At 72.4% G+C, this 24,928-nt stretch carries 21 protein-coding genes; 5 read left to right on the plus strand and 16 right to left on the minus strand.

The window, feature by feature from the left end; genetic code table 11:
* Positions 1 to 9 precede the first annotated feature (9 nt).
* The 5 genes from AC07DF_RS22180 to AC07DF_RS22200 are packed head-to-tail and all read right to left on the minus strand — an operon-like array spanning position 10 to position 7,581.
* Positions 10 to 3,693 carry a CHAT domain-containing protein gene (locus AC07DF_RS22180; protein ID WP_478973852.1) on the minus strand — a complete coding sequence of 1,228 codons (3,684 nt, stop codon included), beginning with the start codon at positions 3,691 to 3,693 and terminating at the stop codon, positions 10 to 12.
* Positions 3,694 to 3,725: 32 nt separating this feature from the next.
* Positions 3,726 to 4,754 (minus strand): 6-phosphofructokinase, encoded by a 1,029-nt coding sequence (locus tag AC07DF_RS22185; RefSeq protein WP_478973855.1) that lies wholly within the window; start codon positions 4,752 to 4,754, stop codon positions 3,726 to 3,728.
* A 53-nt stretch (positions 4,755 to 4,807) separates the two neighbouring features.
* Positions 4,808 to 5,509, minus strand: coding sequence for a response regulator (locus tag AC07DF_RS22190; protein WP_478973858.1), 702 nt, complete (start codon positions 5,507 to 5,509; stop codon positions 4,808 to 4,810).
* Entirely contained in the window at positions 5,506 to 6,732 is a 1,227-nt protein-coding gene (gene macS / locus AC07DF_RS22195; protein ID WP_478973861.1) for a MacS family sensor histidine kinase, read from the minus strand. Before macS ends, AC07DF_RS22190 begins: the two co-directional genes overlap by 4 nt.
* 27 nt (positions 6,733 to 6,759) lie before the next feature.
* Positions 6,760 to 7,581: a lysophospholipid acyltransferase family protein gene (locus tag AC07DF_RS22200; protein WP_478974636.1), complete on the minus strand. Its 822-nt coding sequence runs from the start codon at positions 7,579 to 7,581 to the stop codon at positions 6,760 to 6,762.
* Between the two features lie 201 nt (positions 7,582 to 7,782).
* Between AC07DF_RS22200 and AC07DF_RS22205 the strand changes: the two genes are divergently transcribed.
* Positions 7,783 to 8,580 carry an alpha/beta hydrolase gene (locus AC07DF_RS22205; RefSeq protein ID WP_478974639.1) on the plus strand — a complete coding sequence of 266 codons (798 nt, stop codon included), beginning with the start codon at positions 7,783 to 7,785 and terminating at the stop codon, positions 8,578 to 8,580.
* Positions 8,573 to 9,211, plus strand: a complete 639-nt coding sequence (locus tag AC07DF_RS22210; RefSeq protein WP_478973864.1) for a hypothetical protein — start codon at positions 8,573 to 8,575, stop codon at positions 9,209 to 9,211. The genes AC07DF_RS22205 and AC07DF_RS22210 overlap by 8 nt, the downstream gene beginning before the upstream one ends.
* Here the strand turns inward: AC07DF_RS22210 and AC07DF_RS22215 are convergent.
* The 6 genes from AC07DF_RS22215 to AC07DF_RS22240 all read right to left on the minus strand — a co-directional run bounded on the left by AC07DF_RS22215 (position 9,208) and on the right by AC07DF_RS22240 (position 14,221).
* On the minus strand, positions 9,208 to 9,954 hold the full coding sequence (locus AC07DF_RS22215; RefSeq protein WP_478973869.1) for an endonuclease/exonuclease/phosphatase family protein: 747 nt from the start codon (positions 9,952 to 9,954) through the stop codon (positions 9,208 to 9,210). The two genes, AC07DF_RS22210 and AC07DF_RS22215, sit on opposite strands and share 4 nt — an antisense overlap.
* Positions 9,955 to 10,081: 127 nt before the next feature.
* Entirely contained in the window at positions 10,082 to 11,035 is a 954-nt protein-coding gene (locus AC07DF_RS22220; protein ID WP_478973873.1) for an ROK family glucokinase, read from the minus strand.
* Positions 11,036 to 11,106: 71 nt separating this feature from the next.
* Positions 11,107 to 11,607, minus strand: coding sequence for a DUF5304 domain-containing protein (locus tag AC07DF_RS22225; RefSeq protein WP_478973876.1), 501 nt, complete (start codon positions 11,605 to 11,607; stop codon positions 11,107 to 11,109).
* Positions 11,608 to 11,664: 57 nt separating this feature from the next.
* Positions 11,665 to 12,834 carry an ArsA family ATPase gene (locus AC07DF_RS22230; RefSeq protein WP_478973879.1) on the minus strand — a complete coding sequence of 390 codons (1,170 nt, stop codon included), beginning with the start codon at positions 12,832 to 12,834 and terminating at the stop codon, positions 11,665 to 11,667.
* An 82-nt stretch (positions 12,835 to 12,916) separates the two neighbouring features.
* Positions 12,917 to 13,354 (minus strand): SRPBCC family protein, encoded by a 438-nt coding sequence (locus AC07DF_RS22235; RefSeq protein ID WP_454640520.1) that lies wholly within the window; start codon positions 13,352 to 13,354, stop codon positions 12,917 to 12,919.
* Between the two features lie 111 nt (positions 13,355 to 13,465).
* Positions 13,466 to 14,221: a metallophosphoesterase family protein gene (locus AC07DF_RS22240; RefSeq protein WP_478974642.1), complete on the minus strand. Its 756-nt coding sequence runs from the start codon at positions 14,219 to 14,221 to the stop codon at positions 13,466 to 13,468.
* 339 nt (positions 14,222 to 14,560) lie between these two features.
* On the opposite strand from AC07DF_RS22240, the gene AC07DF_RS22245 reads away from it, so the two are divergent.
* Complete coding sequence (locus tag AC07DF_RS22245) at positions 14,561 to 16,357, plus strand: AMP-dependent synthetase/ligase (protein WP_478973883.1); 1,797 nt, start codon at positions 14,561 to 14,563, stop codon at positions 16,355 to 16,357.
* A 13-nt stretch (positions 16,358 to 16,370) separates the two neighbouring features.
* Here the strand turns inward: AC07DF_RS22245 and AC07DF_RS22250 are convergent, their stop codons facing one another.
* The gene (locus tag AC07DF_RS22250) at positions 16,371 to 18,008 is read right to left on the minus strand and encodes a GMC oxidoreductase (protein ID WP_478973886.1); all 1,638 of its coding nucleotides are present in this window, start codon (positions 18,006 to 18,008) and stop codon (positions 16,371 to 16,373) included.
* A gap of 52 nt (positions 18,009 to 18,060) precedes the next feature.
* Positions 18,061 to 19,203 (minus strand): glycosyltransferase family 4 protein, encoded by a 1,143-nt coding sequence (locus tag AC07DF_RS22255; RefSeq protein WP_478973889.1) that lies wholly within the window; start codon positions 19,201 to 19,203, stop codon positions 18,061 to 18,063.
* 119 nt (positions 19,204 to 19,322) lie between these two features.
* Here AC07DF_RS22255 and AC07DF_RS22260 point away from each other — a divergent pair, with 119 nt between their 5' ends.
* Positions 19,323 to 20,561: a glycosyltransferase 87 family protein gene (locus tag AC07DF_RS22260; protein ID WP_478973892.1), complete on the plus strand. Its 1,239-nt coding sequence runs from the start codon at positions 19,323 to 19,325 to the stop codon at positions 20,559 to 20,561.
* Here AC07DF_RS22260 and AC07DF_RS22265 read toward each other — a convergent pair.
* Positions 20,519 to 21,844, minus strand: a complete 1,326-nt coding sequence (locus tag AC07DF_RS22265; protein ID WP_478973895.1) for an MATE family efflux transporter — start codon at positions 21,842 to 21,844, stop codon at positions 20,519 to 20,521. The genes AC07DF_RS22260 and AC07DF_RS22265 overlap by 43 nt on opposite strands.
* Before the next feature lie 108 nt (positions 21,845 to 21,952).
* Between AC07DF_RS22265 and AC07DF_RS22270 the strand changes: the two genes are divergently transcribed.
* The gene (locus AC07DF_RS22270; protein ID WP_478973898.1) at positions 21,953 to 22,483 is read left to right on the plus strand and encodes a PadR family transcriptional regulator; all 531 of its coding nucleotides are present in this window, start codon (positions 21,953 to 21,955) and stop codon (positions 22,481 to 22,483) included.
* An 18-nt stretch (positions 22,484 to 22,501) separates the two neighbouring features.
* Here AC07DF_RS22270 and AC07DF_RS22275 read toward each other — a convergent pair whose 3' ends face one another.
* Together AC07DF_RS22275 and AC07DF_RS22280 are read right to left on the minus strand one after the other, a co-directional pair.
* Positions 22,502 to 23,686 carry a hypothetical protein gene (locus tag AC07DF_RS22275; protein WP_478973902.1) on the minus strand — a complete coding sequence of 395 codons (1,185 nt, stop codon included), beginning with the start codon at positions 23,684 to 23,686 and terminating at the stop codon, positions 22,502 to 22,504.
* A 33-nt stretch (positions 23,687 to 23,719) separates the two neighbouring features.
* Positions 23,720 to 24,733 (minus strand): C40 family peptidase, encoded by a 1,014-nt coding sequence (locus AC07DF_RS22280; RefSeq protein ID WP_478973905.1) that lies wholly within the window; start codon positions 24,731 to 24,733, stop codon positions 23,720 to 23,722.
* Between the last annotated feature and the right edge of the window lie 195 nt (positions 24,734 to 24,928).

Raw genomic sequence — 24,928 nt, forward strand, 5'->3', positions numbered from 1 at the left:
GGAATCCGCTCACGCTCCCGTGTGCACGTGTGCCGCCCAGCTCAGCGGCCGGCCGGGATGGCGCTCGCGCAGTCGGCGGACCGCGTGGTGCAGGGCGTGGGCCGCGGGTGGGGTGCCGGGGGCGGCTGCGGCCAGGGTGTCGTAGACGTCCTGGGCGATCTCGGCCGACGACTCGTCGTCGACCCGCCACAGGGTGCCGATCACCTGGCGGAAGCCGGCGAGTTGGAGGGAGCCGGCCAGGTGCAGCGCCTCGTCCGGGAGGCGGGTGCCCCCGACGGCTGTCTCGCACGCCGAGAGGTAGGCGAACTCGGCGTGCGGCAGATCGAGGCGGGAGACGTCCAGCACCGACAGCGCGCCGCCCGGCAGCAACAGCCGCCCCTGCGAGGGCTGCCCGGGGTCCTGCACGCCGTGGCAGGCGAAGTGCGCCCAGGAGTGTGCGGCGAGCGCGGACCGTACGGCGTCGATGTGGGCCGCGTCCCCGTCGAGCAGCGTGCCGCCGACGGCGGTGTGCGCGAGGCCCGCTTCGCGCCGGGCGCCGGGCAGCGGGGCATGGCTGTCGAGTTCGGGAACGGCGACGATGAGCGGGCGTGCCTGGGCGGCCTTCTTCGCCCGGGCCCGCAGGAGGGCGGCGACGCTCGGGGTGTAGGAGGAGACAACCCGGTCGGGGAGCCCGCCCGCCGCGTGCAGCGGCAGGAAGGACAGCGCCCCCGAGCAGCACCACCACAGGCGGGGCGGGTCCTCGCCGGGTGCGGGCGGGCCCGTGATGCCGAGGGTGTCGAGGACCGGCTCGGCAACCGTGCGCCACAGCCAGTCGAGCAGGTCGGCGACGGCCTGTTCGGCGAAGGCGCGGGCCAGGCCGGAGCGGGCGGCAGCGGCGGCCGCGTGGAACAGCACCTCGCTCCGCTCCCTGGCCTCGGTCTCGGAGAAGTCCGGCAGCGACATGGCCTTGAGCTCGGGGCCGTCGATCAGCACCGCGTAGCCCCCACGGCCCGGGCCGCCGACAACCACGACGACCGGCCCCTGCTCCCCGGCCCTCAGCAGTTGCCCGGCTCGGGGCGGGCGCAGGAAGTCCCGGAAGCCGTCGCGGGAGCGGATCTCGTCGAGAGTCTCCTGCCACTCACGGGCCAGCCGGTGCCGCCGGTCCGCCTCCTCCCCCGACATGCCGTCGGCGGCACCCCGGTCGAGCTCCTGGCGCAGGGTTTCCAGCCGGGCCGCCAACGCCGGCTCCGCGGCCGCCAGTTCGTCGGTCTCGGTACGCAGTTCGAGGGCCTGGGCGGCGAGCACCCCGCGCCCCGCCTCCAGCAGCTCCAGCGCCTCGGCGGGCCGTCCGGCGGCCAGCGCGAGCAGCCCGGCGAACGCCCCGGCCCGCGCCATACCGCCGAGCATCTCCTCCTGGTCGGACCGGTCGACGCCGCGCCAGGCGAGCAGCGGCAGCGTGTCGATCGCCGCACGGGCGGCGGTCAGCGCCCCTTCTGTGTCGCCGGACTCCCGTGCGAAGGTGGCCAGCTCCAAGGCGGCTCCAGCCCTCACCGGACCGGACTGCGCGGGGTCGGCGGCCAGTTCGGCGTTGACGGCCAGCGCCTCGTCGCGTACGGCGTCGTAGCCGTCGGCGCGTGCGGTCCGGGTGAGGATCCGGGACAGCACGGTGAGGGCGGCGCCGCGGCGTGGCTCGCCGGGCGGCAGCATGCGGACGGCCGTACGGGCCGCCTCCAGCGCCCGGTCGAGGTCGGCACGCTCCCCGCCGCGCCAGTGGCGTTCCCACAGGGCGTGCGCGTAGTTGCCGTACAGTCCGGCGCTGCTGCGCGGGTCGTCCGGCGTGTCCCGCAGGGCGGTTTCGTAGTGGCGTACGACGGTGTCGGCGGCGTCGGGGGCCGCTCCGGGCAGCCGGGTCCGGGCGAGCAGGACGCCGCCGAGGGCGTTCAGCAGGTGGCTGCGCCAGTGATGGCCGGGGGTCGTGGCGGCGAGGGCCTGTTCCACCAGGTGCTGCCCTCGGTCGAGTTCGGAGGGGTCCTGCGTCTGATGGGCGTACTCGACGATCAGCCCGGCCAGGTTGCCGAGGACGGCGGGATACTCCGCGCCGAATTCGGGAGTCGCCTTCTCCAGTTGTTCCGCCGCGGCGATCGCCTCGCGCAACGAGGTGAGGTGGCGGGTGCGCGCGTGCCGCTCGACCAGGGCCATGACGAGGACGGCGGGCAGCTGGACGGGCTCCTCGTCGTCCGGGGTCAGGACGGCGGAGCCCTCGCGGCAGCAGGCCACGGCCTCGTCCAGCAGGGCCAGTTCGGAGGTGGCCCGGTACCGTCGCACGAGTATCTCGGCGAGCCGGGCCAGCGCGCGGGCACGGTGCTCGGTGGTGCCCGCCAGAGCGAGGGAGCGGCGGGCGGCTGCTTCGGCCGCCTCGTACCTGGGTGGTCGGGCCGTCTCCCCGTGGGCCAGCAGCAGCTCTGCGAGGGTGCCGAGGACACGGCTGTCCTCGGCGTGGGCGGCCGGCGGGGTGGTCAGCCGGGTGACCGTGGCCAGGGCGCGGGCGACCACCTCCGGGCGGCCCGACTCGCGGTACTCGTGCAGGACGGCCGTGCCGTACGAGGTGATCGCCTCGGCCTCGGTGTCCTCTCCCGGCAGCCCCTCGGCCATCAGCTCCAGCGCGCGGTGCCGGTCCGCCGTGTCGCCGTGCATCTGGTAGCGGTACTGAAGGTGCCGGCCGAGGTCGGCGGCGTGTCTGCCCGGCTCGGCGGCGTACAGCTCCGTGTAGAGCTCGATGGCCTCGTCCAGGACCTCGGGGTCGCGGCGGCGGGCGAAGCGCTGGGCCAGCAGGCCCGCGTGCGTGAACCGGTAGCCGTCACCGACCAGGTGGTACTGGGGATGTCCGCTCATGGCGCGCTGTAAGGCCAGTGCCTCGTCGAGCACCTCGACGGCCTTGGTCTCCTTGGCGGTGAGGGCGAGCAGCGTGCTCACGGTCAGACCGGCCTGCGCCAGCCACGCGAGGCTCTCGAAATCCAGGACGGCGAGCGCGGAGCGAGCCAGGTCGGGGGCGTTCTCCAGGAGGGCGGGGTCCCGCAGCCGCAGGGAACGGGAGGTGAGCAGCTGGGCGAGGCGGAAGGCGCGGCCGTGGTGTTCGTGCGGCGCTGCCGCGTCGAGTGCCTCGCGGGCCCGGCCGAGCGCCACGTCCTCGTCCGCCGTGTCGCCGCTGGTCTTGAAGCGTTGTGCCGCCGTGTGCGCGAGGAGTTCGTGGACCGCCCCGCGTGCCGCGCTGCTGGGCGCCGGGCCGTCGAGGCAGCGGGTACCGCAGACCAGGGCGGCCTCCAGGCACCAGCGGCGCAGCCACTGGGGCGTCTTGTCGGAACCGCCCCGGGCGGCGAACCGGGCCGCCGCGGCCGCGCCGACGGCGGCCGCCTCCGCGTCGACATCCGCCGCCGGGTCGACGAGCGCGAGCAGGGCGACGGGCGCGGCCCGGGGCACGGCGCGGTGCAGCACCGCGCCGGCGAGCAGGCCGACCGCGAACTCGGGCGGGTGGTCCTCCCCGCCCGAGGCCGCCTTGGACACCGCCCTGGACAGCGCGGCCAGTGAGCGCACCCGCGCGGACTCGGGGGCCGGCAGATCGCTGCCGTCGCGTACGGCGGGCCAGACCGCGCCGAGCAGGTCCGCGTTGGCCTCCACCAGCGCGCGCAGGCCGAGCGCTCTCCACCATCGCGCCATGACTCCCCCGTTCCGTTCGGCCGGACGACCCGTCAGCCGAAGAACACCCCGACCTCCGCGTAGAGTTCCGGGTCGACGGTCTTCAGTCTGGCAGTGGCGTCGGCGATCGGGACCCGGACGATGTCCGTGCCGCGCAGGGCGACCATCGTGCCGAAGTCGCCGTCGCGGACACAGTCGATGGCGTGCAGGCCGAAGCGGGTGGCGAGCCAGCGGTCGAAGGCGCTGGGGGTGCCGCCGCGCTGGACGTGGCCCAGGACGGTGGTGCGGGCCTCCTTGCCCGTGCGCTTCTCGATCTGCTTGGCGAGCCACTCGCCGACGCCGGAGAGGCGGACGTGCCCGAAGGAGTCCAGCGACTGGTCCTTGAGGACCATGTCGCCGTCCTTCGGCATCGACCCTTCGGCGATGACCACGATCGGCGCGTACGACGCCTTGAAGCGGGAGGTCACCCAGGCGCAGACCTGCTCGACGTCGAAGCGCTGCTCGGGGATGAGGATGACGTTCGCGCCGCCGGCCAGGCCGGAGTGGAGGGCGATCCAGCCGGCGTGCCGGCCCATCACCTCGACGACCAGGACTCGCATATGGGACTCGGCGGTGGTGTGCAGCCGGTCGATCGCCTCGGTCGCGATGCCGACCGCGGTGTCGAAGCCGAAGGTGTAGTCGGTGGCGGACAGGTCGTTGTCGATGGTCTTCGGGACGCCGACGCAGGGCACGCCGTGCTCGTCGGACAGCCGGGCGGCCACGCCCAGGGTGTCCTCGCCGCCGATGGCGATGAGCGCCTCGACCTCCAGTTCGGCGAGGTTGTCCTTGATACGGCGGATGCCGTTCTCCTCCTTCAGCGGGTTGGTCCGCGAGGAGCCGAGGATGGTGCCGCCGCGGGGCAGGATGCCGCGTACGGCGGGGATGTCGAGTCGGACGGTGTCGCCTTCCAGGGGTCCTCGCCAGCCGTCCCGGAAGCCGGTGAAGTCATAGCCGTACTCCTGCACGCCCTTGCGGACGATGGCCCGGATGACGGCGTTGAGGCCGGGGCAGTCGCCGCCTCCGGTCAGTACTCCGACGCGCATGGAACAGTCCCTTCGCCGCAGGTGCCTGACGAAAGGTCAGTGTGACGTGCGCCTCACTCGTCGTCGAGGCCGCGCTCTATCGCGTACCTGACCAGCTCGACCCGATTGTGCAGCTGGAGCTTGCCGAGGGTGTTCTGGACGTGGTTCTGCACCGTGCGGTGGGAGATGACCAGGCGTTCGGCGATCTGCTTGTAGCTCAGGCCCTTGGCGACCAGGCGCAGCACCTCGGTCTCGCGGTCGGTGAGCCGGGGCGCCTTCGGTTCGTCGGTGTCGGGCGCGGGGGCGGGTTCGGAGGCCAGGCGGCGGTACTCGCCGAGGACCAGCCCGGCGAGGCCCGGGGTGAAGACCGGGTCGCCGACGGCCGTGCGGCGCACCGCGTCCTGGAGTTCCCCGGTGGAGGCCGATTTCAGCAGGTAGCCGGTCGCGCCGGACTTCACGGCCTCCAGGACGTCGGCGTGCTCACCGCTCGCGGACAGCACGAGGACGCGCAGCGCGGGGTTGGCGGCGACGACCTCCTTGCAGACCTGGACGCCGGGCTTGGCGGGCAGGTTGAGGTCGAGCACGAGGACGTCGGGTGCGGCGGCCTTGGCGCGGCGCACGGCCTGGTCGCCGTCACCCGCGGTGGCGACCACCTCGAAGCCCGACTCGGCCAGGTCGCGGGCGACGGCGTCGCGCCACATGGGGTGGTCGTCGACCACCATGACCTTGATCGGGTCCTCGGCCGGGTCCCGGTGGTTCTCCGTGGTCTCCGTCATCGCCGCTCCGCCTTCCCCCGCGCTGTGGTCACGTCCTTCGGTACCTTCAGCTCGACCTCCGTGCCCTGGCCCGGCACCGAGATCAGTTCCGCGCTGCCGCCGAGGTCGCGCAGCCGGCCGCGGATCGACAGGGCGACACCGAGCCGCCCCTCGCCCTCGGCCTGGGCGAGCCGCCCCTCCGGGATGCCGGGGCCGTCGTCCCGGACGGTGACGATCACCTCGTCCGGTTCGTCCTCGACCAGGATCCACGCGCGCGCCTGCTCCCCGGCATGCCTGCGGACATTGTCCAGGGCGGCCCCGACGGCCGCGGCCACCTCGCGGGCGGCGACCGGCGCCAGCGGCACGGGCGCGCCGGGCTCGGCGAGGCTGACCTTGGCCCCGGCGTAGGGCGCGAGCAGGGCGCGCAGGTCGACGGGACCGCTGTCCTCCGGTTCCTCGTCGACGGACCGGACGAGCGCTCCCTCTGCGGCGTCCTCCGACACCCGGGAGACGGGCACGAGCCCGCCCGAGACCAGGGTGCGCAGGGCGACCTCCTGCTCGCCTGCCATCCGGCCCAGCTCGGCCGCCTCGCCGCCGATCACCGCGCCGCGCCGCTGCACCATCGCCAACACCTGGAGCACGCTGTCGTGGATGTCCCGGGCGAGCCGCTCCCGTTCCCTGGTGGCGGCCTCGATCTCCAGGGCACGGGCGAGGGTGCGCTCGGAGGCGCGGGCGACCTCGACGACGTAGCCGATGGCGATGGAGGCGATGCAGACGAGGATGACGTTGTGGACGGTATCGCGGGCCGGGGTGCCGCGCTCGACCAGGTTGGCCACGGCCACGAGGCCGGAGGCGACGGCCGCCCAGCGCCAGCCGCCCTTGACGGCGAAGGCGAGGACGGATCCCGCGGTCCAGATCGACGGCAGGGTCGGGCCGCCGGCCTGCACCCGCTCGTGCGCGTCGGCGACGGGCGTGAGCAGGATGCCGGCGATCGCGATGGTGAGGTCGGCGGTGAGGAACCGCTTGGTGCAGCCGACGGCGTTCGCGACCCGGGGCAGTGTGGCCAGGGTCCACACGCCCAGTACGGCGTAGTAGGCGACGGCGACCCAGGGGCGGGCGAACTCGTCGTAGGCGGTGGCGAACAGGCCCACCGCGTACAGCATCGTGAGCACCCGGTAGCCGGTCAGGGCACGCCACAGGGGCTGCTCGACCGACATCCTCATGACTCGCTCGCGCTTGGCCATCTCCCCGCCCCCCGGCTTCGAGCCCCTCTAGGGCTCGGTCCGCCGCTGCTCCGTCCGGTCCTTCTCGGCCTGGTCCCGCTCGGCCTGGTCCCTCTCGGCCTTCTCCTTCGCGGCCTGTTCCTTCTCCGCGCGCGCGAGTGCGGCCTTCGCCGCCTTCTCGGCTTCCTTCTCCGCCTTCGCGGCGTCCGCGATCTGCCGCTTCATGGCCGTCGCGTACATGTCGACGTACTCCTGGCCGGAGAGCTTCATGATCTCGTACATGACCTCGTCGGTCACCGCGCGCAGCACGAAACGGTCGTGCTCCATGCCCTGGTAGCGGCTGAAGTCCAGGGGCTTGCCGATCCGGATACCCGGGCGCATCAGCTTCGGCATGACCTTGCCGGGCGGCTGGATCTTCTCCGTGTCGATCATGGCGACGGGCAGGACGGGCGCGCCGGTCGCGAGGGCCACACGCGCGAGGCCGCCCGGCTTGCCCCGGTAGAGCCGGCCGTCGGGCGAGCGCGTCCCCTCCGGGTAGATGCCGAACAGCTCGCCGCGCTCCAGTACCTCTATGCCGCTCTTGATGGCGGCCTCACCCGCGCCGCGCGCGCCGGAGCGGTCCACGGGCAGCTGGCCGACGCCCTTGAAGAAGGCGGCCGTCAGCCGGCCCTTCACCCCGGGCGTGGTGAAGTACTCGGCCTTCGCGATGAACGTGACCTTGCGGTCCAGCACCGCGGGCAGGAAGAACGAGTCCGAGAAGGACAGGTGGTTGCTCGCCAGGATCGCGGCGCCCTCTGCGGGAACGTTCTCCAGGCCTTCCACCCAGGGCCTGAAGGCGACCTTCAGCGGTCCCCCAACAGCGACCTTCATCGCGCCGTACAACAACCGAGTGCCTCCTGTATGTGTCGGTCAGACCTTAACCCGGAGCGCCGTCAAAGGCGCCGACGGCCCTGGTCGGTGTCAGTGCGGTCGCGTACGGTGAAGGTCCCGCGAACGACGTGCGACCCCCTCCATGACGTTCCGTGACATTCCGTGATCGTGTCAGTCCCTTCTCACGACCAGGAGGCCGAGGTGCCGGTCCTTTCCGGAGCCGAGCCGTTTCGCCACGAGGGCGGGGAGGTCGCCGTCCTCCTCTGCCACGGTTTCACCGGATCACCGCAGTCGCTGCGCCCCTGGGCGGAGCATCTCGCCGAGCGCGGCCTGACCGTCTCCCTGCCGCTGCTGCCCGGGCACGGCACCCGCTGGGAGGACCTGCGGATCACCGGCTGGCAGGACTGGTACGCGGAGGTGGACCGCGAGCTGCGCCTCCTGTGCGAGCGCCGTGAGCAGGTGTTCGTGGCCGGTCTGTCCATGGGCGGCGCCCTGGCCCTGCGGCTGGCCGCGAAGCACGGCGACGCCGTCAGCGGCGTGGTGGTCGTCAACCCCGCGAACAAGGTGCACGGCCTGGCGGCGCACGCGCTCCCGGTGGTCCGCCACCTCGTCCCCGCGACGAAGGGCATCGCCAGCGACATCGCCAAGCCGGACAGCCGGGAGCTCGGCTACGACCGGGTCCCCCTGCACGCGGCGCACTCCCTGCGCCAGTTCTTCAAGATCACCGACAGCGAGCTGCCGCAGGTCACGCAGCCGGTGCTGCTGCTGCGCAGCCCGCAGGACCATGTGGTGCCGCCCGCCGACTCCGCCCGCATCCTCAGCCGCATCTCCTCGACGGATGTGAAAGAGGTCGTCCTGGAACAGAGCTACCACGTCGCCACGTTGGACCATGACGCGGACCGGATCTTCGAGGAGAGCGTCGAGTTCATCGGCCGGCTCGCGTCCGGCCTCGGCAAGGAGCCCGGTCTCGGCAAGGAAGGGACGACCGCAGGTGGCTGAGCACGACTCGGACCGCGAGGACCGCGAGCCGGACGAGCAGGGCGTGCCGTTCGACGAGGAGGCCGCATGGGCCGCGATCGTCGCCGCGTACGGCGAGGAGCCGCCGGACCCGCCGGGCGCCAAGCCCTTCAAGTCGATCGAGGACCTGGCGCTGCTGGAGACTCCGACCAACGACGACCGGGTGGACACGGCCGGGGCGCCCGGAGAGGCGGCGAAGCCCGCCGAGTCCGAGGGACCGGAGGCCAAGGGGCCCGGGGAGAAGCCGGTCAAGCCGCCAACCCCGGCCACGCCGCTGGGCGGCTCCGTCTCCTTCGCGCCCGGCGTCGGCCCGCGTGACTACTCCGCGCCCGAGCCCGCCGAGGAGGACTTCGACGAGGACGACGAAGGCCACTTCGTGCCGCCGGAGCCGCCCCCGCTGCCCGAGGCCGACGTCACCGCGAAGTTCGCCTGGCTGGGCGTGCTCGGCGGTCCGGTGCTGCTTCTGCTGGCCGTGGTGCTCGGCTGGGAGATGACGTGGTGGCTGGCCACGGCGGGGATCGGCGGTTTCCTCGGCGGGTTCGCGACGCTGGTCATGCGGATGCGCACGGATGACGAGGACGACGAGGATCCGGGGCGCGGGGCGGTCGTCTAACCCGCCGGCACCTTGAGGGCGGCCAGGACCGGGAGGTGGTCAGTGGCCGCCCTCAGGTCTGCCCCGGTCACCCCGGGGTGACCGGTCGGCACTCCGCAGCCCAGCACCTCGATTCCCTTGGTCGCGAAGATCGCGTCGATGCGCTGGTAGGGGTCGGCGGGGGTCCAGGTGTGCTCGCCGCCCCAGGGCGCGGCGGCCCAGCAGTCGGTGAGACCGTCGGTCAGCCGGCGGAAGGTGCGGCCGTCCGGGCGCTCGTTCAGGTCACCGCCGGCGATCGCGTGCTCCACGCCCATCCCGGCGAGCCGGTCGAGGAGCATGCCGCCCTGCTCGTAGCGCTCGTCCTTCTGCAGCGACAGATGGCAGCTCAGGACGCCGAGCCGGGTGCCGGCGAACCGGACGACGGCGGTGGCGAAGCCGCGGCGGTGCAGGCCGGGGGTGGGGGGCAGGAGGATGTCCTCGGTGCGTTCCACACCCGCCCGGAGCGAGCTGAGGATCGCGGGCCCCGTGGTGGTGGCGCCGCCGGTGACGATCACCAGGTCGGCCGCACGGGCCAGGCGGGCGAGATTCTTGCGCCAGCGGAAGAAGCGGGGGGCTTCCTGGACGAGGACCAGGTCCGGTTCGCAGGCGCGGATCACACGGGCCAGGGCGTCGGTGTCGTCGCGCATGGAGCGGATGTTGTAGCTGAGGACCCTGATGACTGCGGAACCGTCGGGTTCGGTACGGGAGTTGGGGAGCGGCGCCATGTTGGTCAATTTACGCCCAATGGCTCGGGGCGCGAGGATTGTGCGCGAGTGCCGGTCGTCTGTGGCTGATCGCGCCCGCGCGGCGGAGCCGCACGTGTTACAGCCCCGCGCCCCCAAAGGCACGTATCTACATGATCGGGTCGGGTTCCCTCGCCAGGTCCGCTGCTCCCACCAGGCCTGCCTTGTTGCCCAGTTCGGCGGCCCTCACCTCAGCCACCGGGCGCCAGTTGCCGCCGACCAGCCAGCGCTTGTAGGACTTGCGGATCGGGCCGAGGACCAGTTCGCCCTCGTCGGAGAGGCCGCCGCCCACGATGAACGCGGAGGGGTCGAAGAGGGAGGCGAGGTCGGCGAGGCCCGCGCCGACCCAGCGGGCCAGCTCGCGGTAGGAGTCGACGGCCACACGGTCGCCCTGGCGGGCGGCCATGGAGATGTGCTTGCCCTCGATGCCGTCGGGCGTGCCGTCGCCGAGGCCGAGCAGGATCTCGGCGTTCTCCGGGGTGGCGTTGGCTCGCTGCTTGGCGTACCTGACGAGCGCGCGTCCCGAGGCGTACTGCTCCCAGCAGCCCTGTGAGCCGCAGCCGCACAGCAGGCCGTCGGGCACCATGCGGATGTGGCCGAACTCGGCGGCCACGCCGAAGTGGCCGCGGCGCAGCTTGTTGCCGATGATGATCCCGCCGCCGAGGCCGGTGCCCAGGGTGATGCAGATGACGTTGCGGTGACCCTTGCCGCCGCCGAACTTGTACTCGCCCCACGCCGCGGCGTTGGCGTCGTTCTCGACGACCACCGGAAGGCCCACACGGGCCTCGACCTTCTCCTTGAGCGGCTCGTTGCGCCAGTGGATGTTGGGCGCGAAGTAGACCTCGGAGCGCTGCCGGTTCACATAGCCGGCGGCGCCGATGCCCACGCCGACGATGTCGTGGCCGACACGGGCGCCATCCACCGCCGAGGCGATGGCGTCCACGATGCCCTCGGCCGTGCCCGGGGTCGGCACCTTGTGGGTCGAGAGGATGTTGCCTTCCTCATCGACCACGCCGGCCGCGATCTTCGTGCCGCCGATGTCGACGCCGATGGTGAGTCCCATGAATCCCTCAGTTTCGGTCGAGCCCCGCTACGGCCAACGGTACCCGAGAGACCGGGGGCCCGGCCGGGGGCTCAGTCCAGGTCGATGCGTTCCCCGGGGCCGTCGTCGTCGCCCCGGTCGCGGCGTTCGTCCAGGTCACGGGGGTCGGTGTCGTCGTCGCGGCCGGTCCAGCGCCGCTCCTGGGCCTGCACGGCGGAGCGGTAGGCGGCGAGGAGTTCGTTCCCGGCCGCCGCGAGGTGGTCGAAGACGTCCGGATTGCGCTCGATGACGGGTTCCACGGCGTCCTTGGCCTGCTGGACGACCTGCCGGACGACCTGCTGGGCGGCGGGCCCGGCGACCGCGCCGAACAGCGGGGACTCGAGGCCGGACAGCTTGTCCGCGACGGCGTCGACGAGCTTCTTCAGTTCCTCGGCCGCGGAAGCAGGGGGCGGGCCGTACTGAGCACGGCGGCGGGCCTTCTCCGCCTCGAGGTCCTCGGCGCACGCGGTCGCCCAGGCGTCGGCGTCGGTGGCCCGTACCTCGTCCACGGCCTCTTCGCGGGCGGCGTCGGACGGGGGGAGCTCTTCGCTCATGACGGACTCCTGACTACGGTTCGTCCCTACGACGTTACCCGAACGGGCGTACCGCGCTCACCGGGCCTGCGGCCACAGTTTCGGGTCGGGTGCGAAGCGGATGCGCAGCTCGCCCTCGCGCAGGGCGGCCCCGTCGACGGTGCAGCGGCGCAGCGCGGAGGGCAGCGGGACGATACGGCGGAACCGCCCCGCGGAAACGACCAGTTCGTCGCCCCGCCGGACGAGGTCGAGTTCCTCACGTATGGCGCCGGGCAGCGGGATGTGCCAGACGAGCACACCGTCCTCGCCGAGCCGGTCGGTCACGGGCCATTCGACCGGGGAGCCCGTGTGCCCGGCGCCGGGCACCGCGAGGGCGGTGAGGTCGTCGGCGCCGCGCGGGTCGCGTCCGAGGTGGGCGACGGTGCGCACGTCGTACGCCTCCCGCCACTCCTCCAGCGTCTTGCGCTGCTGGGCGACCGGCCCGGCGAGCCAGGCGTCCGGGGACGCCTCGGGCAGGACGCGGTTGGCGACCACGAGGTCGGTGCGCAGGCCGCACAGGGCGAGACCGAGGCCGGTGGTACGGACGGCGTCGGCACCGGCCGGGCCGGGCTCGGCGACCAGCCGTACGACGGTGTCGCGGTCGGCGACGACCGCCTCCACGGCGGCCAGCTCCAGATCCCAGCGGCCGGCCGTCTCGTACAGCCACTCGGCGGGCATGGGCACGCCGGCGAGCCGTCCCAGGACCGGCCGCAGGGCGCGGGCGGCCTGCCGTTCGGGCGGCAGCAGACGGCGCAGATAGCGGCGCAGTTCCTCGGGCAGGGCGAGAAGGGCGAGGGCCTGCGGGGACGGGGGGAGGTCGACGACGAGGGTGTCGTACTTCTCGGACAGCGCGGCGTCCCGGAGGGCGCGCAGCAGGGCGAGTTCCTCGGCGCCGGGCAGGGGGGTCAGTTCCTCGGGGTCGAGGCGGGAGGCACCGAGCAGGTCCAGGGCGGAGGAGGCCCGGTCCTGGAGGGCGATGAGGTCCCTGCGGAAGTCCTGCGCGGCGTCGGGGCGCCAGGCGGTGAGGTGCGGGGCGGCCTGGACCGGGGCCGGGCCGGTCGCCACTCCCAGGGCGGCACCAAGGCTGTCCGTGCGGTCGGTGCCGAGGACGAGGGTGCGGTTGCCCTCGGCCGCCGCGGCCAGGGCGGTCGCGGCCGCGAGGGTGGTACGACCGCTGCCGCCGGGGCCGGTGATCAGGATGGTGCGCATGAGAATGAACGGTAACCCCTGAAGGGGCGCGGGGAACTGTGCGAACAACCCCCACCGGCCCGCACCCGGCCGACGACCGCGATCAGGCAGATTCGACCCGCTTCTTCAACCCCGCCAACGCACGGTCGATGATGACCTTCTCGGCCTTCCGCTTGATCATCCCCAGCATCGGGATCTTGACGTCCACGGTCAGCGCGTACGTGACCTCCGTACCCCCCGCCCCGGCGGGCTTGAGGATGTACGAGCCGTCCAGAGACCGCAGCATCTGGGACTTCACCAGCGTCCAGGACACCTCGTTCTCACCGGTCCAGGTGTATCCGAGCACCTGGTCGTCCTTGATCGCGCCCGCGTCCATGACGAGGCGCACCTGTTCGGCGCGGCCCTGCTCGTCGGTCTTGAGGACCTCCGCCTCCTTCACCTCGCCGGTCCAGTCCGGGTAGCGGGCGAAGTCGGAGATGACCGCCATGACGTCGGCCGGGGCGGCCTCGATGGTGATGCTCGAGCTGGTGTGTTCCGCCATCGCCGTGGCTCCTCCAGATACGGGCCGGTAAGACGTCGTCGTGCGCACGTGTGTGCAGCGTGAAGGCTACCGCGCACGGGCCCCGCCGATCTCACCCGACCTGGGACGTCCTCACCATTCCAGCGCCCAGGGGGTCCCGGTCGCCGCGAAGTGCCCCACGTTCACGCACTCGGTGGCCCCGATCCGCATCCGTCGCGTGAGCGGCTGATGCACGTGCCCGAACAGGGCGTATCGGGGCCGGGTGCGGTGGATGGCGTCCAGCAGCGCGCGGCTGCCTCGCTCGAAGCGGCGGGCGACGGTGTCGTAGACCAGCTCGGGAACCTCGGGCGGGATGTGCGTGCAGAGCACGTCGACCTCGCCCACGGCCTCGATCTTCGCCGCGTACTCCTCGTCGCTGATCTCGTACGGCGTCCGCATCGGGGTGCGCAGGCCGCCGCCCACGAAGCCGAAGACCCGGCCGCCGATCTCGACGCGCTCGCCGTCGAGGACGGTCGTGCCGGGCCCGGCGTACTCCTGCCACAGCGGCGGCATGTCGACGTTGCCGTAGGTGGCGTACGTAGGAGAGGGGAACGCGGCGAACATCTCGGCGTACTGCTTGCGCACCGCCTTCTCGATCACCGAGGCCCGGTCCGCGCCGATCCCGGCCCACAGCCGGGCACCGAGTTCCCGCGCCTCCTCGAAGCGGCGGGCGGTGCGCAGCGCCACGATGCGGTCGGCGTTCTCGACGCCGAACAGGTCGGGGAAGATGCCGCGCGAGTGGTCGGCGTAGTCGAGGAAGAGGACGAGGTCGCCCAGGCAGATCAGGGCGTCGGCGCCCTCGCCGGCCCTCGCCAGGTCACGGGCGTTGCCGTGCACGTCGCTCACCACGTGCACGCGTGTCCTGTGGTTTCCGGCTGGTGTGGGTGCCATGGCGATCAAGAGTAGGCCGAGCGCTGTCCTTGTGAACAGTGGCGGCCCTACCTGCGGTTACTGGCCAGTCAGTTAGTACGTGGACTACTGTGCGCGAAGGAATACCCAAGTGTGTGACGCAGCGAACATCTCGATGGGACCCCCTGTCGCAGAAGCCATACCGGCGGGTAACGTCCGGGCCGTCCAGTCGTGCTCTGCATTTCAACAAGTGAATGCCTGAGCACCTGCCCGAGCCTTGGACCGCACCGTCGCAGCACACAACGTCGTGGCGCCGGCGCCCTATGAGGAGCAGCAGTCTTGCGCGAGTTCAGCCTTCCGGCTTTGTACGAGGTCCCTGCGGACGGAAATCTCACCGACATCGTCCGCAGAAACGCCGCGCAGCACCCGGACGTCGCCGTCATCGCCCGCAAGATCGGCGGTAGCTGGCAGGACGTCACGGCCACCGTCTTCCTCGCCGAGGTGCACACGGCCGCGAAGGGGCTGATCGCCGCCGGTGTCCAGCCGGGCGACCGGGTCGGCCTGATGTCCCGCACGCGCTACGAGTGGACGCTGCTGGACTTCGCGATCTGGAGTGCGGGCGCGGTGACCGTGCCGGTGTACGAGACCAGTTCGGCGGAGCAGGTGCAGTGGATCCTCGGTGACTCGGGCGCCACCGCGTGCATCGTGGAGTCGGACGCGCACACGGCCGCCGTCGAGTCGGTACGCGACCGGCTGCCGGCGCTGAAGCACGTGTGGCAGATCGAGGGTGGCGGCCTCGACGAACTGGGCCGGCTCGGGCAGGACGTCACCGACCGGACGGTCGAGGAGCGCGGCTCCATCGCCAAGGCCGACGACCCGGCGACCATCGTCTACACCTCGGGCACCACCGGCCGCCCCAAGGGCTGTGTGCTCACCCACCGCAGCTTCTTCGCCGAGTGCGGCAACATCGTGGAGCGACTGCGTCCGCTCTTCCGCACGGGCGAGTGCTCGGTGCTCCTCTTCCTGCCGCTCGCGCACGTCTTCGGGCGGCTGGTGCAGATCGCGCCGATGATGGCGCCGATCAAGCTCGGCTGCGTCCCGGACATCAAGAACCTCACCGACGAGCTGGCCTCGTTCCGCCCGACACTGATCCTCGGGGTGCCGCGCGTCTTCGAGAAGGTCTACAACTCGGCACGGGCCAAGGCGCAGGCCGACGGCAAGGGCAAGATCTTCGACAAGGCCGCCGACACCGCGATCGCGTACAGCAAGGCGCTGGACACCCCCTCGGGCCCGTCCTTCGGCCTGAAGATCAAGCACAAGACGTTCGACAAGCTCGTCTACAGCAAGCTCCGCGCGGTCCTCGGCGGCCGGGGCGAGTACGCCATCTCCGGCGGTGCCCCGCTGGGCGAGCGCCTGGGCCACTTCTTCCGCGGCATCGGCTTCACGGTCCTGGAGGGCTACGGCCTGACCGAGTCCTGCGCGGCCACCGCGTTCAACCCCTGGGACCGGCAGAAGATCGGCACGGTGGGTCAGCCGCTGCCCGGCTCGGTGGTCCGGATCGCCGACGACGGCGAGGTGCTGCTGCACGGCGAGCACCTGTTCAAGGAGTACTGGAACAACCCCGGCGCGACCGGGGAGGCGCTGGCCGACGGCTGGTTCCACACCGGTGACATCGGCACCCTCGACGAGGACGGCTACCTCAGGATCACCGGCCGCAAGAAGGAGATCATCGTCACCGCGGGCGGCAAGAACGTCGCCCCGGCCGTGATCGAGGACCGCATCCGGGCGCACGCCCTGGTCGCGGAGTGCATGGTGGTGGGCGACGGGCGGCCGTTCGTGGGCGCGCTGGTCACCATCGACGAGGAGTTCCTGGGCCGCTGGTGCGCGGACCACGGCAAGCCGGCGGGTTCCACCGCGGCGTCGCTGTGCGAGGACCCGGACCTGCTGGCCGCGATCCAGGCGGCGATCGACGACGGCAACGCCGCGGTGTCGAAGGCGGAATCGGTGCGGAAGTTCCGCATTCTGTCCTCCCAGTTCACGGAGGAGTCGGGCCACCTGACCCCCTCACTGAAGCTGAAGCGGAACGTGGTGGCGAAGGACTACGCGCACGAGGTCGAGGCGATCTACGCCAAGTAGTGCGCGTGCGGCGTCATGGCGTGGTGTCCTCGGCGAGGACCCGCGCCATCGTGCGTTCGGCTAGGGCCGTGATGGTCACGAAGGGATTGACGCCGATCGAGCCGGGCACCAGTGAGCCGTCGATGGCGTAGAGCCTGCGGTAGCCCTTGAGCCGCCCGTAGTCGTCCGTCGCCCGGCCCAGGACGCAGCCGCCCAGCGGGTGGTAGGTGAAGTCGTCGGCGAAGACCTTGTTCGACGAGCCGAACAGGTCGTAGCGGTAGATCGTGGCGTTCGCCCTGTTGATCCGGTCGAACAGTTTCTTCGCCATGCCCACCGACACGGCACTCTGCGCCGCGCTCCACCCGAGCCGCACGGCGCCGCTCGCCGAGTCGTACGTGAAGGACGCCCGCTCCGGGTTCTTGGTGATCGCCAGGTAGAGGCTGACCCAGTGTTCGAGCCCCATGGGCAGGGGCGCGATCTCGGCGAAGACGGGGTTGGCGGTGTTGGCCCAGTCGTCGATGCCCATGACCGGCATGGTCGACTGGTTCGCGCCCACCGTGTCCCACAGGTGGTTGGCCCGGCCGAGCATCACGTTGCCGTTGGTGCCCCAGCCGGTGCCGACGCTGGCGTCCAGGGCGGGCAGGGTGCCGGACTCCCGGGCGCGGACGAGGAGTTCCGTCGTGCCGATGCTGCCGCCGCCGAGGAAGAGGTACGTGCAGGCGTACTCCTTGGTCGCGACGACGGTGCCGGTGTCGTCGATCCGCTCGGCGCTCAGGACGTACGTCCCGTCGGCGGCCCTGCTGATCGACGTCACCCGCTCCATGGTGTGGAGGGTGACGTTCCCGGTGCCGAGCGCGGAGGCGAGGTAGGTCTTGTCGAGGCTGCGCTTGCCGTGGTTGTTGCCGTAGATGACCTCGCCCCCGAGAGCGGACTTGGTCGCCGTGCCGGCCGCCTCGCGCTCCATGTGGCCGAAGTCGTAGACGTTGGGCACGAAGGTGGTCTTCAGCCCGGCGTTGTCGGCGTGTTGGCGGGAGATCCGGGTGAAGCGGTACCACTCGGTGGATTCGAACCAGGCCGGGTCGATGGTGTTGACGCCGAGCATGGAGCGGGCGCGCGGGAAGTACGTGCCGTACATCTCCGCGGTGTCCACGGTCGGGAACTGCTCGGCGAAGTAGGACCGGAGCGGGGTCACCGCCATGCCGCCGTTGACCAGGGAACCGCCGCCGACGCCCCGGCCGACGTACACGGACATGTGGTCGTAGTGCACGCGGTCCAGGACACCCGGGTAGGCGCTGATGTCCCTGTTGACCAGGTCCAGCCACAGGAAGGTGGCCAGCGGGGCCTCCGTGCGGGTACGGAACCACATGGAGCGCCGGTCCGGGGTGCGGGTGGAGCAGAAGATCTTGCCGTCGGGGCCGGGGGTGTTCCAGAGCCGGCCCATTTCCAGGACGAGGGTGCGGATGCCGGCCTGACCGAGGCGGAGGGCGGCCACGGCGCCGCCGTAGCCGGAACCGATCACGATCGCCGGGGCGTTGTCGACGGCGGCGGGTTCGGCGGCCGACGCCGATGAGAGACCGATGCGGGTGAGACCGGACGCGGCGGCCGTCTGGAGGGCCACCATGCCCAAGATTTGACGTCTCGTCAGCTGATGCTGTATCAGTTTTGCTGCCATGCGCGCAGCATGTGCGGATTTTTACGTTCCGCCTAGGGTCCCGGAGCCCCGCTCAGAGCAAAGCTTTGAGCTTCTCCGCCAGCAGGTCCCAGCGCCACTTCTCCTCGACCCACTCCCGGCCCCGCTCCCCCATCCTCCGGCGCAGCTCGGCGTCACCGAGGAGCGTGACGACCCGCTCGGCGGTCTGCTCCGCCGAGCCGCCCCGGACCACCCAGCCCGTCTCGCCGTCGAGGACCGCGTCCGGAGCGCCGCCGGAGTCGCCGGCGACGACGGGCAGCCCGGTCGCCGAGGCCTCCAGATAGACGATCCCGAGGCCCTCGACGTCGAGGCCGCCGCGCCGGGTCCGGCACGGCATGGCGAAGACGTCCCCGGCGCCGTAGTGGGCGGGCAGCTCGGACCAGGGCACCGGGCCCGTGAAGCGGACCGAGCCGGCGACGCCCGTGTCCTGGGCCAGCCTGCGGAGGTCCTTCTCGTACGGTCCGCCCCCGACGATCAGCAGTACGGCGTCCGGCTCGGCGGACAGAATCCTGGGCATGGCCTGGATCAGCGTGTCCTGCCCCTTGCGCCGCACCAGCCGGGACACGCACACGACCACCGGCCGGTCCGTCAGCCCGAGCCGCGCCCGGATCTCGTCGCCGCCCGAGTCCGGGTGGAAGGTCTTCTCGTCGACCCCGGGCGGCAGCTGCGCCATCCGCGCGGCCGCCCGCGGGCTCAGTGCGCCGGCGATCCGCGAGCGCGTGTACTCGCCCAGGTAGGTGATCGTGTCCGTGGAGTCACCGATCCGGCGCAGCAGCTGCCGGGCCGCGGGCAGCTGGGCCCAGCCGGCCTCGTGCCCGTGCGTGGTGGCCACCAGCCGCTCGGCGCCCGCGTCTCGCAGCGCCGGTGCCATCAGACCGAGCGGCGCCGCCGCCCCGAACCACACCGACGCGCAGTCGTGCTCCCGCAGCAGCCCGACGGCGCGCCGGGTGACGGCGGGCGTCGGCAGCAGCATGGTCGTACGGTCCCGTACGACGGTGAAGGGCTGTTCGGCGTCGAAGGCGGCGGTCGCTTCGGCACCCTCCCGGCCGCGCTTCCACGTCGAGGCGTAGACGACCAGCTCCCGCGGGTCCAGCCGCAGCGCCATGTTGTGCAGAAACGCCTGGATGCCGCCGGGCCGGGGCGGGAAGTCGTTGGTCACGATCAGGGTCTTGCGCACGCCGCCGACCCTACCGAACCCGACCCTCACAGCCGTGCGGGGCAGCACTTATGGCACGCTCACAGCTCTGCGGGACATCATGACCCCATCGACAGAGCGCGCGGACGGGCAGGGATCAGGTGAAGACGACGGGCACGAGGCGGTCCCTGGCATGGCTGCCGGTGATCTGGTGTCTCACCAGGGTGGCACTGCTGCTGTTCGTGATGAAGGTGTACGTCTTCCCGGGCCCGGACGTGACGAGCGACGTGCATGTGATCTACCAGGGCTGGTACGAGATCCTGCGCACCGGAACGTTCCCTCAGAACGACGTCACCTGGCAGTACCCGCCCGCCGCCGCCCTGGCGATCCTCTCCCCCGCGCTGCTGCCCTTCCTGCACTACGCGACCGCGTTCTTCGTCCTGGTCTGTGTCACCGACCTGGCCGTCCTGGCCCTGCTGGCGTACGCCGGACGGCGGCCCGGCCGGACCCTGCGCGGCGCCTGGGTCTGGGTGGCGGGCGTGCCGCTGCTGGGTCCGACGGTGTACACGCGCTACGACGTGATGGTCACGGCCGTGGCGGTGGCCGCGCTGCTCGCCGGGGCCCGGCACCCGAAGGCGATGGGGGCGCTGGCGGCGTTCGGCGCGCTGCTGAAGGTCTGGCCGGCGATGCTCCTGCTGGCCGCCCGCCGGCGGAGCGCCTGGGTGTCGGCCCTGGTCACCGGCATCGCGGTGACGGGCGTTTTCGCCCTGGCCATGCCCGGCGGCTTCGCCTTCCTGACCTTCCAGCGCGACCGGGGCACCGAGGTGGAGTCGCTCGGCGCGCTCGTCTTCCATGTCGCCCGGCACTTCGGCTGGCAGGGCGAGGTGCGGCTGAACTACGGCTCGATCGAGTTCCTCGGGCCGTACGTGAGCGAGGTGAGCACGGGCGCGCTGTTCCTGACGGGTGCGGCCTTCGGCTGGCTGGTGCTGTGGCGGCTGCTGGCGCGGCGCTTCGAGGAGCACACGCTCGCCGACGCGGCCTTCGTGGCGGTGCTGATGTTCACGACCACCAGCCGGGTGATCAGCCCGCAGTACATGGTGTGGCTGGTCGGGCTGGCCGCGGTGTGCCTCTGCTTCCCCGGGAGCCGGATGCGGCTGCCGGTCGGCCTCGTCCTGGTGGCGTGCTTCGTGACGGTGCTGGAGTTCCCGCTCTACTTCGCCAACGTGGTGGCCAGCGACGGCCTGGGCCTCACCCTGCTGTTCCTGCGCAACGGCCTCCTGGTCGTCGCCACCCTTCTCGCGGCCCGCGCCCTGTGGAAGGCGACGGTGCCGGGCACGGTCCCCGCGCCCCTGCCGTCTCAGCCGGCCGCCCGTGCCGGGGAGGCTCCCGTCTCCTCCTGAGCCGGGGCCCGCCGGAACAGCACGCCCGCCAGCCCGCACTGCACCGCCGTCGCGAGCGCCAGCGCGAGACACACCCCCGGCAGCCCGAGCCCCGTCAGGCTGCACGCGAGGGCCAGCTGGACCGCGGTCCCGAGCACGGTCACCCTCAGCAGCACCGAGGCGCCCCCGCTGCCCTCGAAGACCCCGCCGAGCGCGATGAGACAGGCCATCAGCAACAGATAGGGCCCGACGCAGCGCAGGAACAGCACACCCTCGTGCGCGACCCCGGGCCCGGCACCGAGGGCGGCCATGAGCCACGGGGCGGTGACGGCCGACAGCACCGCCGCCGTGAGACCGAGGGAGCCGGAGAGGAGCACCGCCTGCCGCCCGATCGCCCGCCGCTCGTCCTCTCCGGCGCCGCGCGTGTGCGCGGTGTGGATGGCGGCGGCCTGGCGGACGGCGTAGAAGGCCATGGTCGCCACGTACATGACCTTGTAGGCGATCGCGTACCCGGCCACCGCCGTCACCCCGAGCCGCGCCACGATCGCGACCAGGACCAGCGCGCCCGTCTGCCGGACGGTGAAGTCGGCGGACATGGGCAGACCGGTCGACAGCGTCCGGCGCAGGGAGACAGCCAGGGACTCGCCCGCCTGTGCCTCGCGTGCCTTGCGCAGCAGCGCGTTGCGCCGCACCGCGACGAGACCCGCCGCGAGCGCCACGGACCGGGACAGCACCGTGGAGGCGGCGGCGCCCCGGACGCCGTAGAGGTTGATGAAGAGCGGGTCGAGGGCCAGGATCAGGCCGTTGGAGAGCAGGGCGAGCCGCAGCGGGGTTCTCGTGTCGCCGGTGCCCTTGAGGATGCCGTCGACGAGTTGCTGGGCGAAGAAGACCGCCATGCCCGGCAAGGAGAGCGTGAAGTAGGCGACGGCGAGCGGGAGGGCGGCGCTGTCGGCCCCGCCCAGCACGAGCCGGGCCAGCGGTTCGCGCCCCAGCAGACCGCCCGCCACCACCAGCGGCGTCACCAGCGCCCACAGCGCCCATCCGCCGCGCACGGCCGCCCGTACGGCCACGGGGTCGCGGGCGCCCCGGGCGTGCGCGACCAGCACGGTCGTACCGGAGCCGAAGACCAGGGCGATGCCGAGCAGCACGTTCTCCGTGTTGGTCGCCACGGCCACGGCGGCCACGGCCGGACCGCCCAGCCGCGCCACCCAGACGGTGTTGATGATCCCCGCGGCGACGGAGGCGAGCAGCGAGAGGTAGACGGGTCCCGCGAGCAGGAGGAGGTGCTTGCGATGGGCGTTCACGGTGACTGCCCCCCAGTCTGGTCATCGAGACCATCGAAACGAGCTACATCGATTAGAGGTAGCTCGTTAAGAGGTAGCATGCGTCGGACAACACCCGCAAGGAGGACCATGCTGGAGCTGTCGATCCTGGGCTTCCTGGCCGAGGAGCCCCTGCACGGCTATGAGCTCAAGGAGCGCATCAAAGCGCTGACCGGCCATGTCCGGCCGGTGAGCGACGGCGCGCTCTACCCGGCGATCACGCGCCTGGCCGGGGCGGGCCTGCTCGACCAGCACACCGAGCCGGGCGCGAGCGCGGCCCCGCGCCGGATCCTCGCCCTCACCGACCGGGGCCGCGAGGAACTGCTGGAGCGGCTGCGCCGGCCGAAGCAGACCGAGATCACCGACCACGTCCGCTTCAACACGGTCCTGGCGTTCCTGCGCCACCTGCCCGACCGGCACGAGCAGGCCGCGGTGCTGCGCCGCCGGCTGGACTTTCTGGAGACCCCGGCGAGCTTCTTCTACGCGTCCGGCAAGCCGGTCCGCGCCGAGGAGGCGGACGACCTGTTCCGCCAGGGCATGCTCCGGGTCGCGCGGGCGACGGGCGAGGCGGAACGGGCCTGGCTGCGGGAGACCATCGAGCTGCTCGACCAGCCGGAGTGAGTCACTCCGACCGCAAGGTCAGCCGAGTTGCTCCCCCAGATACTCCTGCCACAGCCCCGTGAACTCCTCCGGCGTCGTCCCCAGCACCTCCCGCATCGCCTCCGCCACCGCCCCGGCCCGCTTCCGGTGGTCCCCGACGGCCCGGTAGAACTCGCCCAGCCGGGACTCGCCCCAGCGGTCGGCGATCAGCCGGCATGCCGTCCAGCCGCTCTCGTAGGCCCGGGCCAGGCGGTTCGCGTCGCCGGTGAAGCCGAAGTCCTCGTCCTTCGGCAGCGCGGCCGGAACCTGACCCTGGCTCACCGCCCGGGACAGCTCGGGCGCGGCCTCGGAGGGGATGCGGCCGGTGGCGCGGTAGCCGACCCAGTCGGCGTAGCCCTCGGACAGCCAGAGGGGGGTGGCCGCGCTGGTGTGGGCGCGGGTGGCGACATGGGTGGTCTCGTGGGTGACGACGACCTGCTCGCCGAGGCCGCCGAGAAGCGCGAAGGCATCCGGGTTGACGATGATCCGGTCCGCCGGGGACCGGGCCGGAGCGCCTGTCTCGCCGGTCGTCACCGCCGCGATCCCACGGTAGGAGGAGGCGGGCGAGCCGAGCAGCCCCGCCATCCCCTCCAGGGACTTCGGCACGAGCACGACCACGCGCCGGGACCAGTCCGTGCCCCACACCTCGGACACGGCGGGCACCGCCCGGTCGGCCAGTTCAGCGAAGTCGCGCAGCGACCGGCCGGACTGCCCGACGCCGAGGACGAGGCTGCGGGCGCCCTGGACGGCCTGTACCGCCCCCTGGTCCCACAGTTGCTGCGCGGACTTCTTCGCGGGCCGGTCGGCTTCGACGGACCACCGCCCGTCCGTGTCCCGGCTCAGCCGCAGGGTACGGCCTGCGATCACCGGCGCCCGGTCGTACCCGTCGACGCGGTAGCGCAGTTCGGCGTCGGCGGTGGCGGTATCACCGGTGCGGCGCATTCCGGTGACCCGGTACGACCAGTCGGCCAGGGGCATCGCGCGCAGCCGGGCGAAATCCACCCCCGTGCCCGTCCGTTCGTAGGCCCCCTCGTCACGGTCGAGGACCGCGGCGGCACGCCGGTCCAGGAGCTGCTGGACGTCGGCCGTGGCGCTGTCGGCGGCGGGCCGCCCACCGCACCCGACCAGGGCGACGAGCAGCACGACGAGCGCCACCACCGCGGACCCCGACCTTCGACCAGCCACGTTCCCGATCGTACGGGCGCCGGGCCGCGCGGGTCAGACCCTGGTGACCGAGGAGACGGGCATCATCCCGACCGGGTCGTAGCGCACGGGTGCGCCGGGGTAGGGCGCGTGGATGACCTGGCCGTTGCCCATGTACATCCCGACATGGCTGGCGTCGTCCCGGTAGACGACCAGGTCACCGGGGCGCGCCTCGGACAGCGGGACCTGCCGGCCGGCGTACCGCTGGGCCTGCGAGGTGCGCGGCAGGGACACCCCGGCCTGCGCGTACGACCACTGCGTCAGGCCTGAACAGTCGAAGCCGGAGGGGCCGTTGGCGCCCCAGACGTAGGGCCTGCCGACCACGCTGCGGGCGGCGGCGACGGCGGCGGCCCCGCGTCCCGAGGCGGCGGTGGCGTTCCCGAGGTAGGGCAGGTCACCGCGGCCGGAGCGGGAGGCCCGGTCGTAGGCGGCGCGCTCGGACTCCGGCAGGGAGTTGAGCAGCCGCCGGGCCGCGGCGAGCTTCTTCTCGACGGACTTCTTGTGGACGGCGACCGTCTTGCGGCTCTTCTCCAGTTCGCGGAGCTTCCCGGCGGCCTGCTCACGGTCCTGGGCGAGTTCGCGCATGGCGTCCTGGAGGTCCTTCAGCGCACCGGCCTGGTGGGCGGTGACGCGGTCCAGCCGGGCGGCCCTGTCGAGGTAGTCCTCCGGGTCGTCGGAGAACAGCAGGGCGAGGGACGGGTCGAGACCGCCCGAGCGGTATTGGGCGCCGGCGAGCGAACCGAGCGACTCCCGCATGGAGTTGATGCGCTGCTGCTGCCGGGCGATCCGGTCCCGGGCGGTACCGGCCTCCTCGCGCAGCTCGTCGGCTCGCTCGTCGGCCTTGTTGTAGGCCTCGGTGGCCTTCTCGGCCTGCTCGTAGAGGCGGTCCACCTCGGCCCGGGTGTCGTCGTACGGTGCGGACGCGGCCGGTAGCGCGCACAGGGCGGTGGCCGCGACGGACAGGAAACCGACCGCGGCACCGGCGCCCCGGTCGAACCCGGACGGTGCAAGTCGGCGATGGGACCCCACGGGAAGCCGCTCTCCTTCCGCTGACGGACTTGGAAACGCGGCAGACAGTAGCCCCGCGACCGGGGGGAGCCAACGACCATCCGTGGGTACGCGGCACGACGCCCCGCCGCTGACGCAGGTCACCGGCGGGGCGTGGGCTTACTCGAGGATGTGGTGATTCCCCCGAATGGCGGACACGGTGTCCTCGGGGGGGGT

The sequence above is a fragment of the Streptomyces sp. NPDC044719 genome (assembly GCF_056433405.1).

Bases quoted from the DNA above. Each gene is read 5' to 3' on its own strand.
- AC07DF_RS22200 (WP_478974636.1), bottom strand. From the start codon at position 7,581: ATGAAGGTCGCTGTTGGGGGACCGCTGAAGGTCGCCTTCAGGCCCTGG.
- AC07DF_RS22215 (WP_478973869.1), bottom strand. From the start codon at position 9,954: ATGGCGCCGCTCCCCAACTCCCGTACCGAACCCGACGGTTCCGCAGTC.
- AC07DF_RS22235 (WP_454640520.1), bottom strand. From the start codon at position 13,354: ATGGCGGAACACACCAGCTCGAGCATCACCATCGAGGCCGCCCCGGCC.
- AC07DF_RS22250 (WP_478973886.1), bottom strand. From the start codon at position 18,008: ATGGCAGCAAAACTGATACAGCATCAGCTGACGAGACGTCAAATCTTG.
- AC07DF_RS22230 (WP_478973879.1), bottom strand. From the start codon at position 12,834: ATGCGCACCATCCTGATCACCGGCCCCGGCGGCAGCGGTCGTACCACC.
- AC07DF_RS22270 (WP_478973898.1), top strand. From the start codon at position 21,953: ATGCTGGAGCTGTCGATCCTGGGCTTCCTGGCCGAGGAGCCCCTGCAC.
- AC07DF_RS22225 (WP_478973876.1), bottom strand. From the start codon at position 11,607: ATGAGCGAAGAGCTCCCCCCGTCCGACGCCGCCCGCGAAGAGGCCGTG.
- AC07DF_RS22180 (WP_478973852.1), bottom strand. From the start codon at position 3,693: ATGGCGCGATGGTGGAGAGCGCTCGGCCTGCGCGCGCTGGTGGAGGCC.
- macS (WP_478973861.1), bottom strand. From the start codon at position 6,732: ATGGCCAAGCGCGAGCGAGTCATGAGGATGTCGGTCGAGCAGCCCCTG.
- AC07DF_RS22190 (WP_478973858.1), bottom strand. From the start codon at position 5,509: ATGACGGAGACCACGGAGAACCACCGGGACCCGGCCGAGGACCCGATC.
- AC07DF_RS22220 (WP_478973873.1), bottom strand. From the start codon at position 11,035: ATGGGACTCACCATCGGCGTCGACATCGGCGGCACGAAGATCGCGGCC.
- AC07DF_RS22185 (WP_478973855.1), bottom strand. From the start codon at position 4,754: ATGCGCGTCGGAGTACTGACCGGAGGCGGCGACTGCCCCGGCCTCAAC.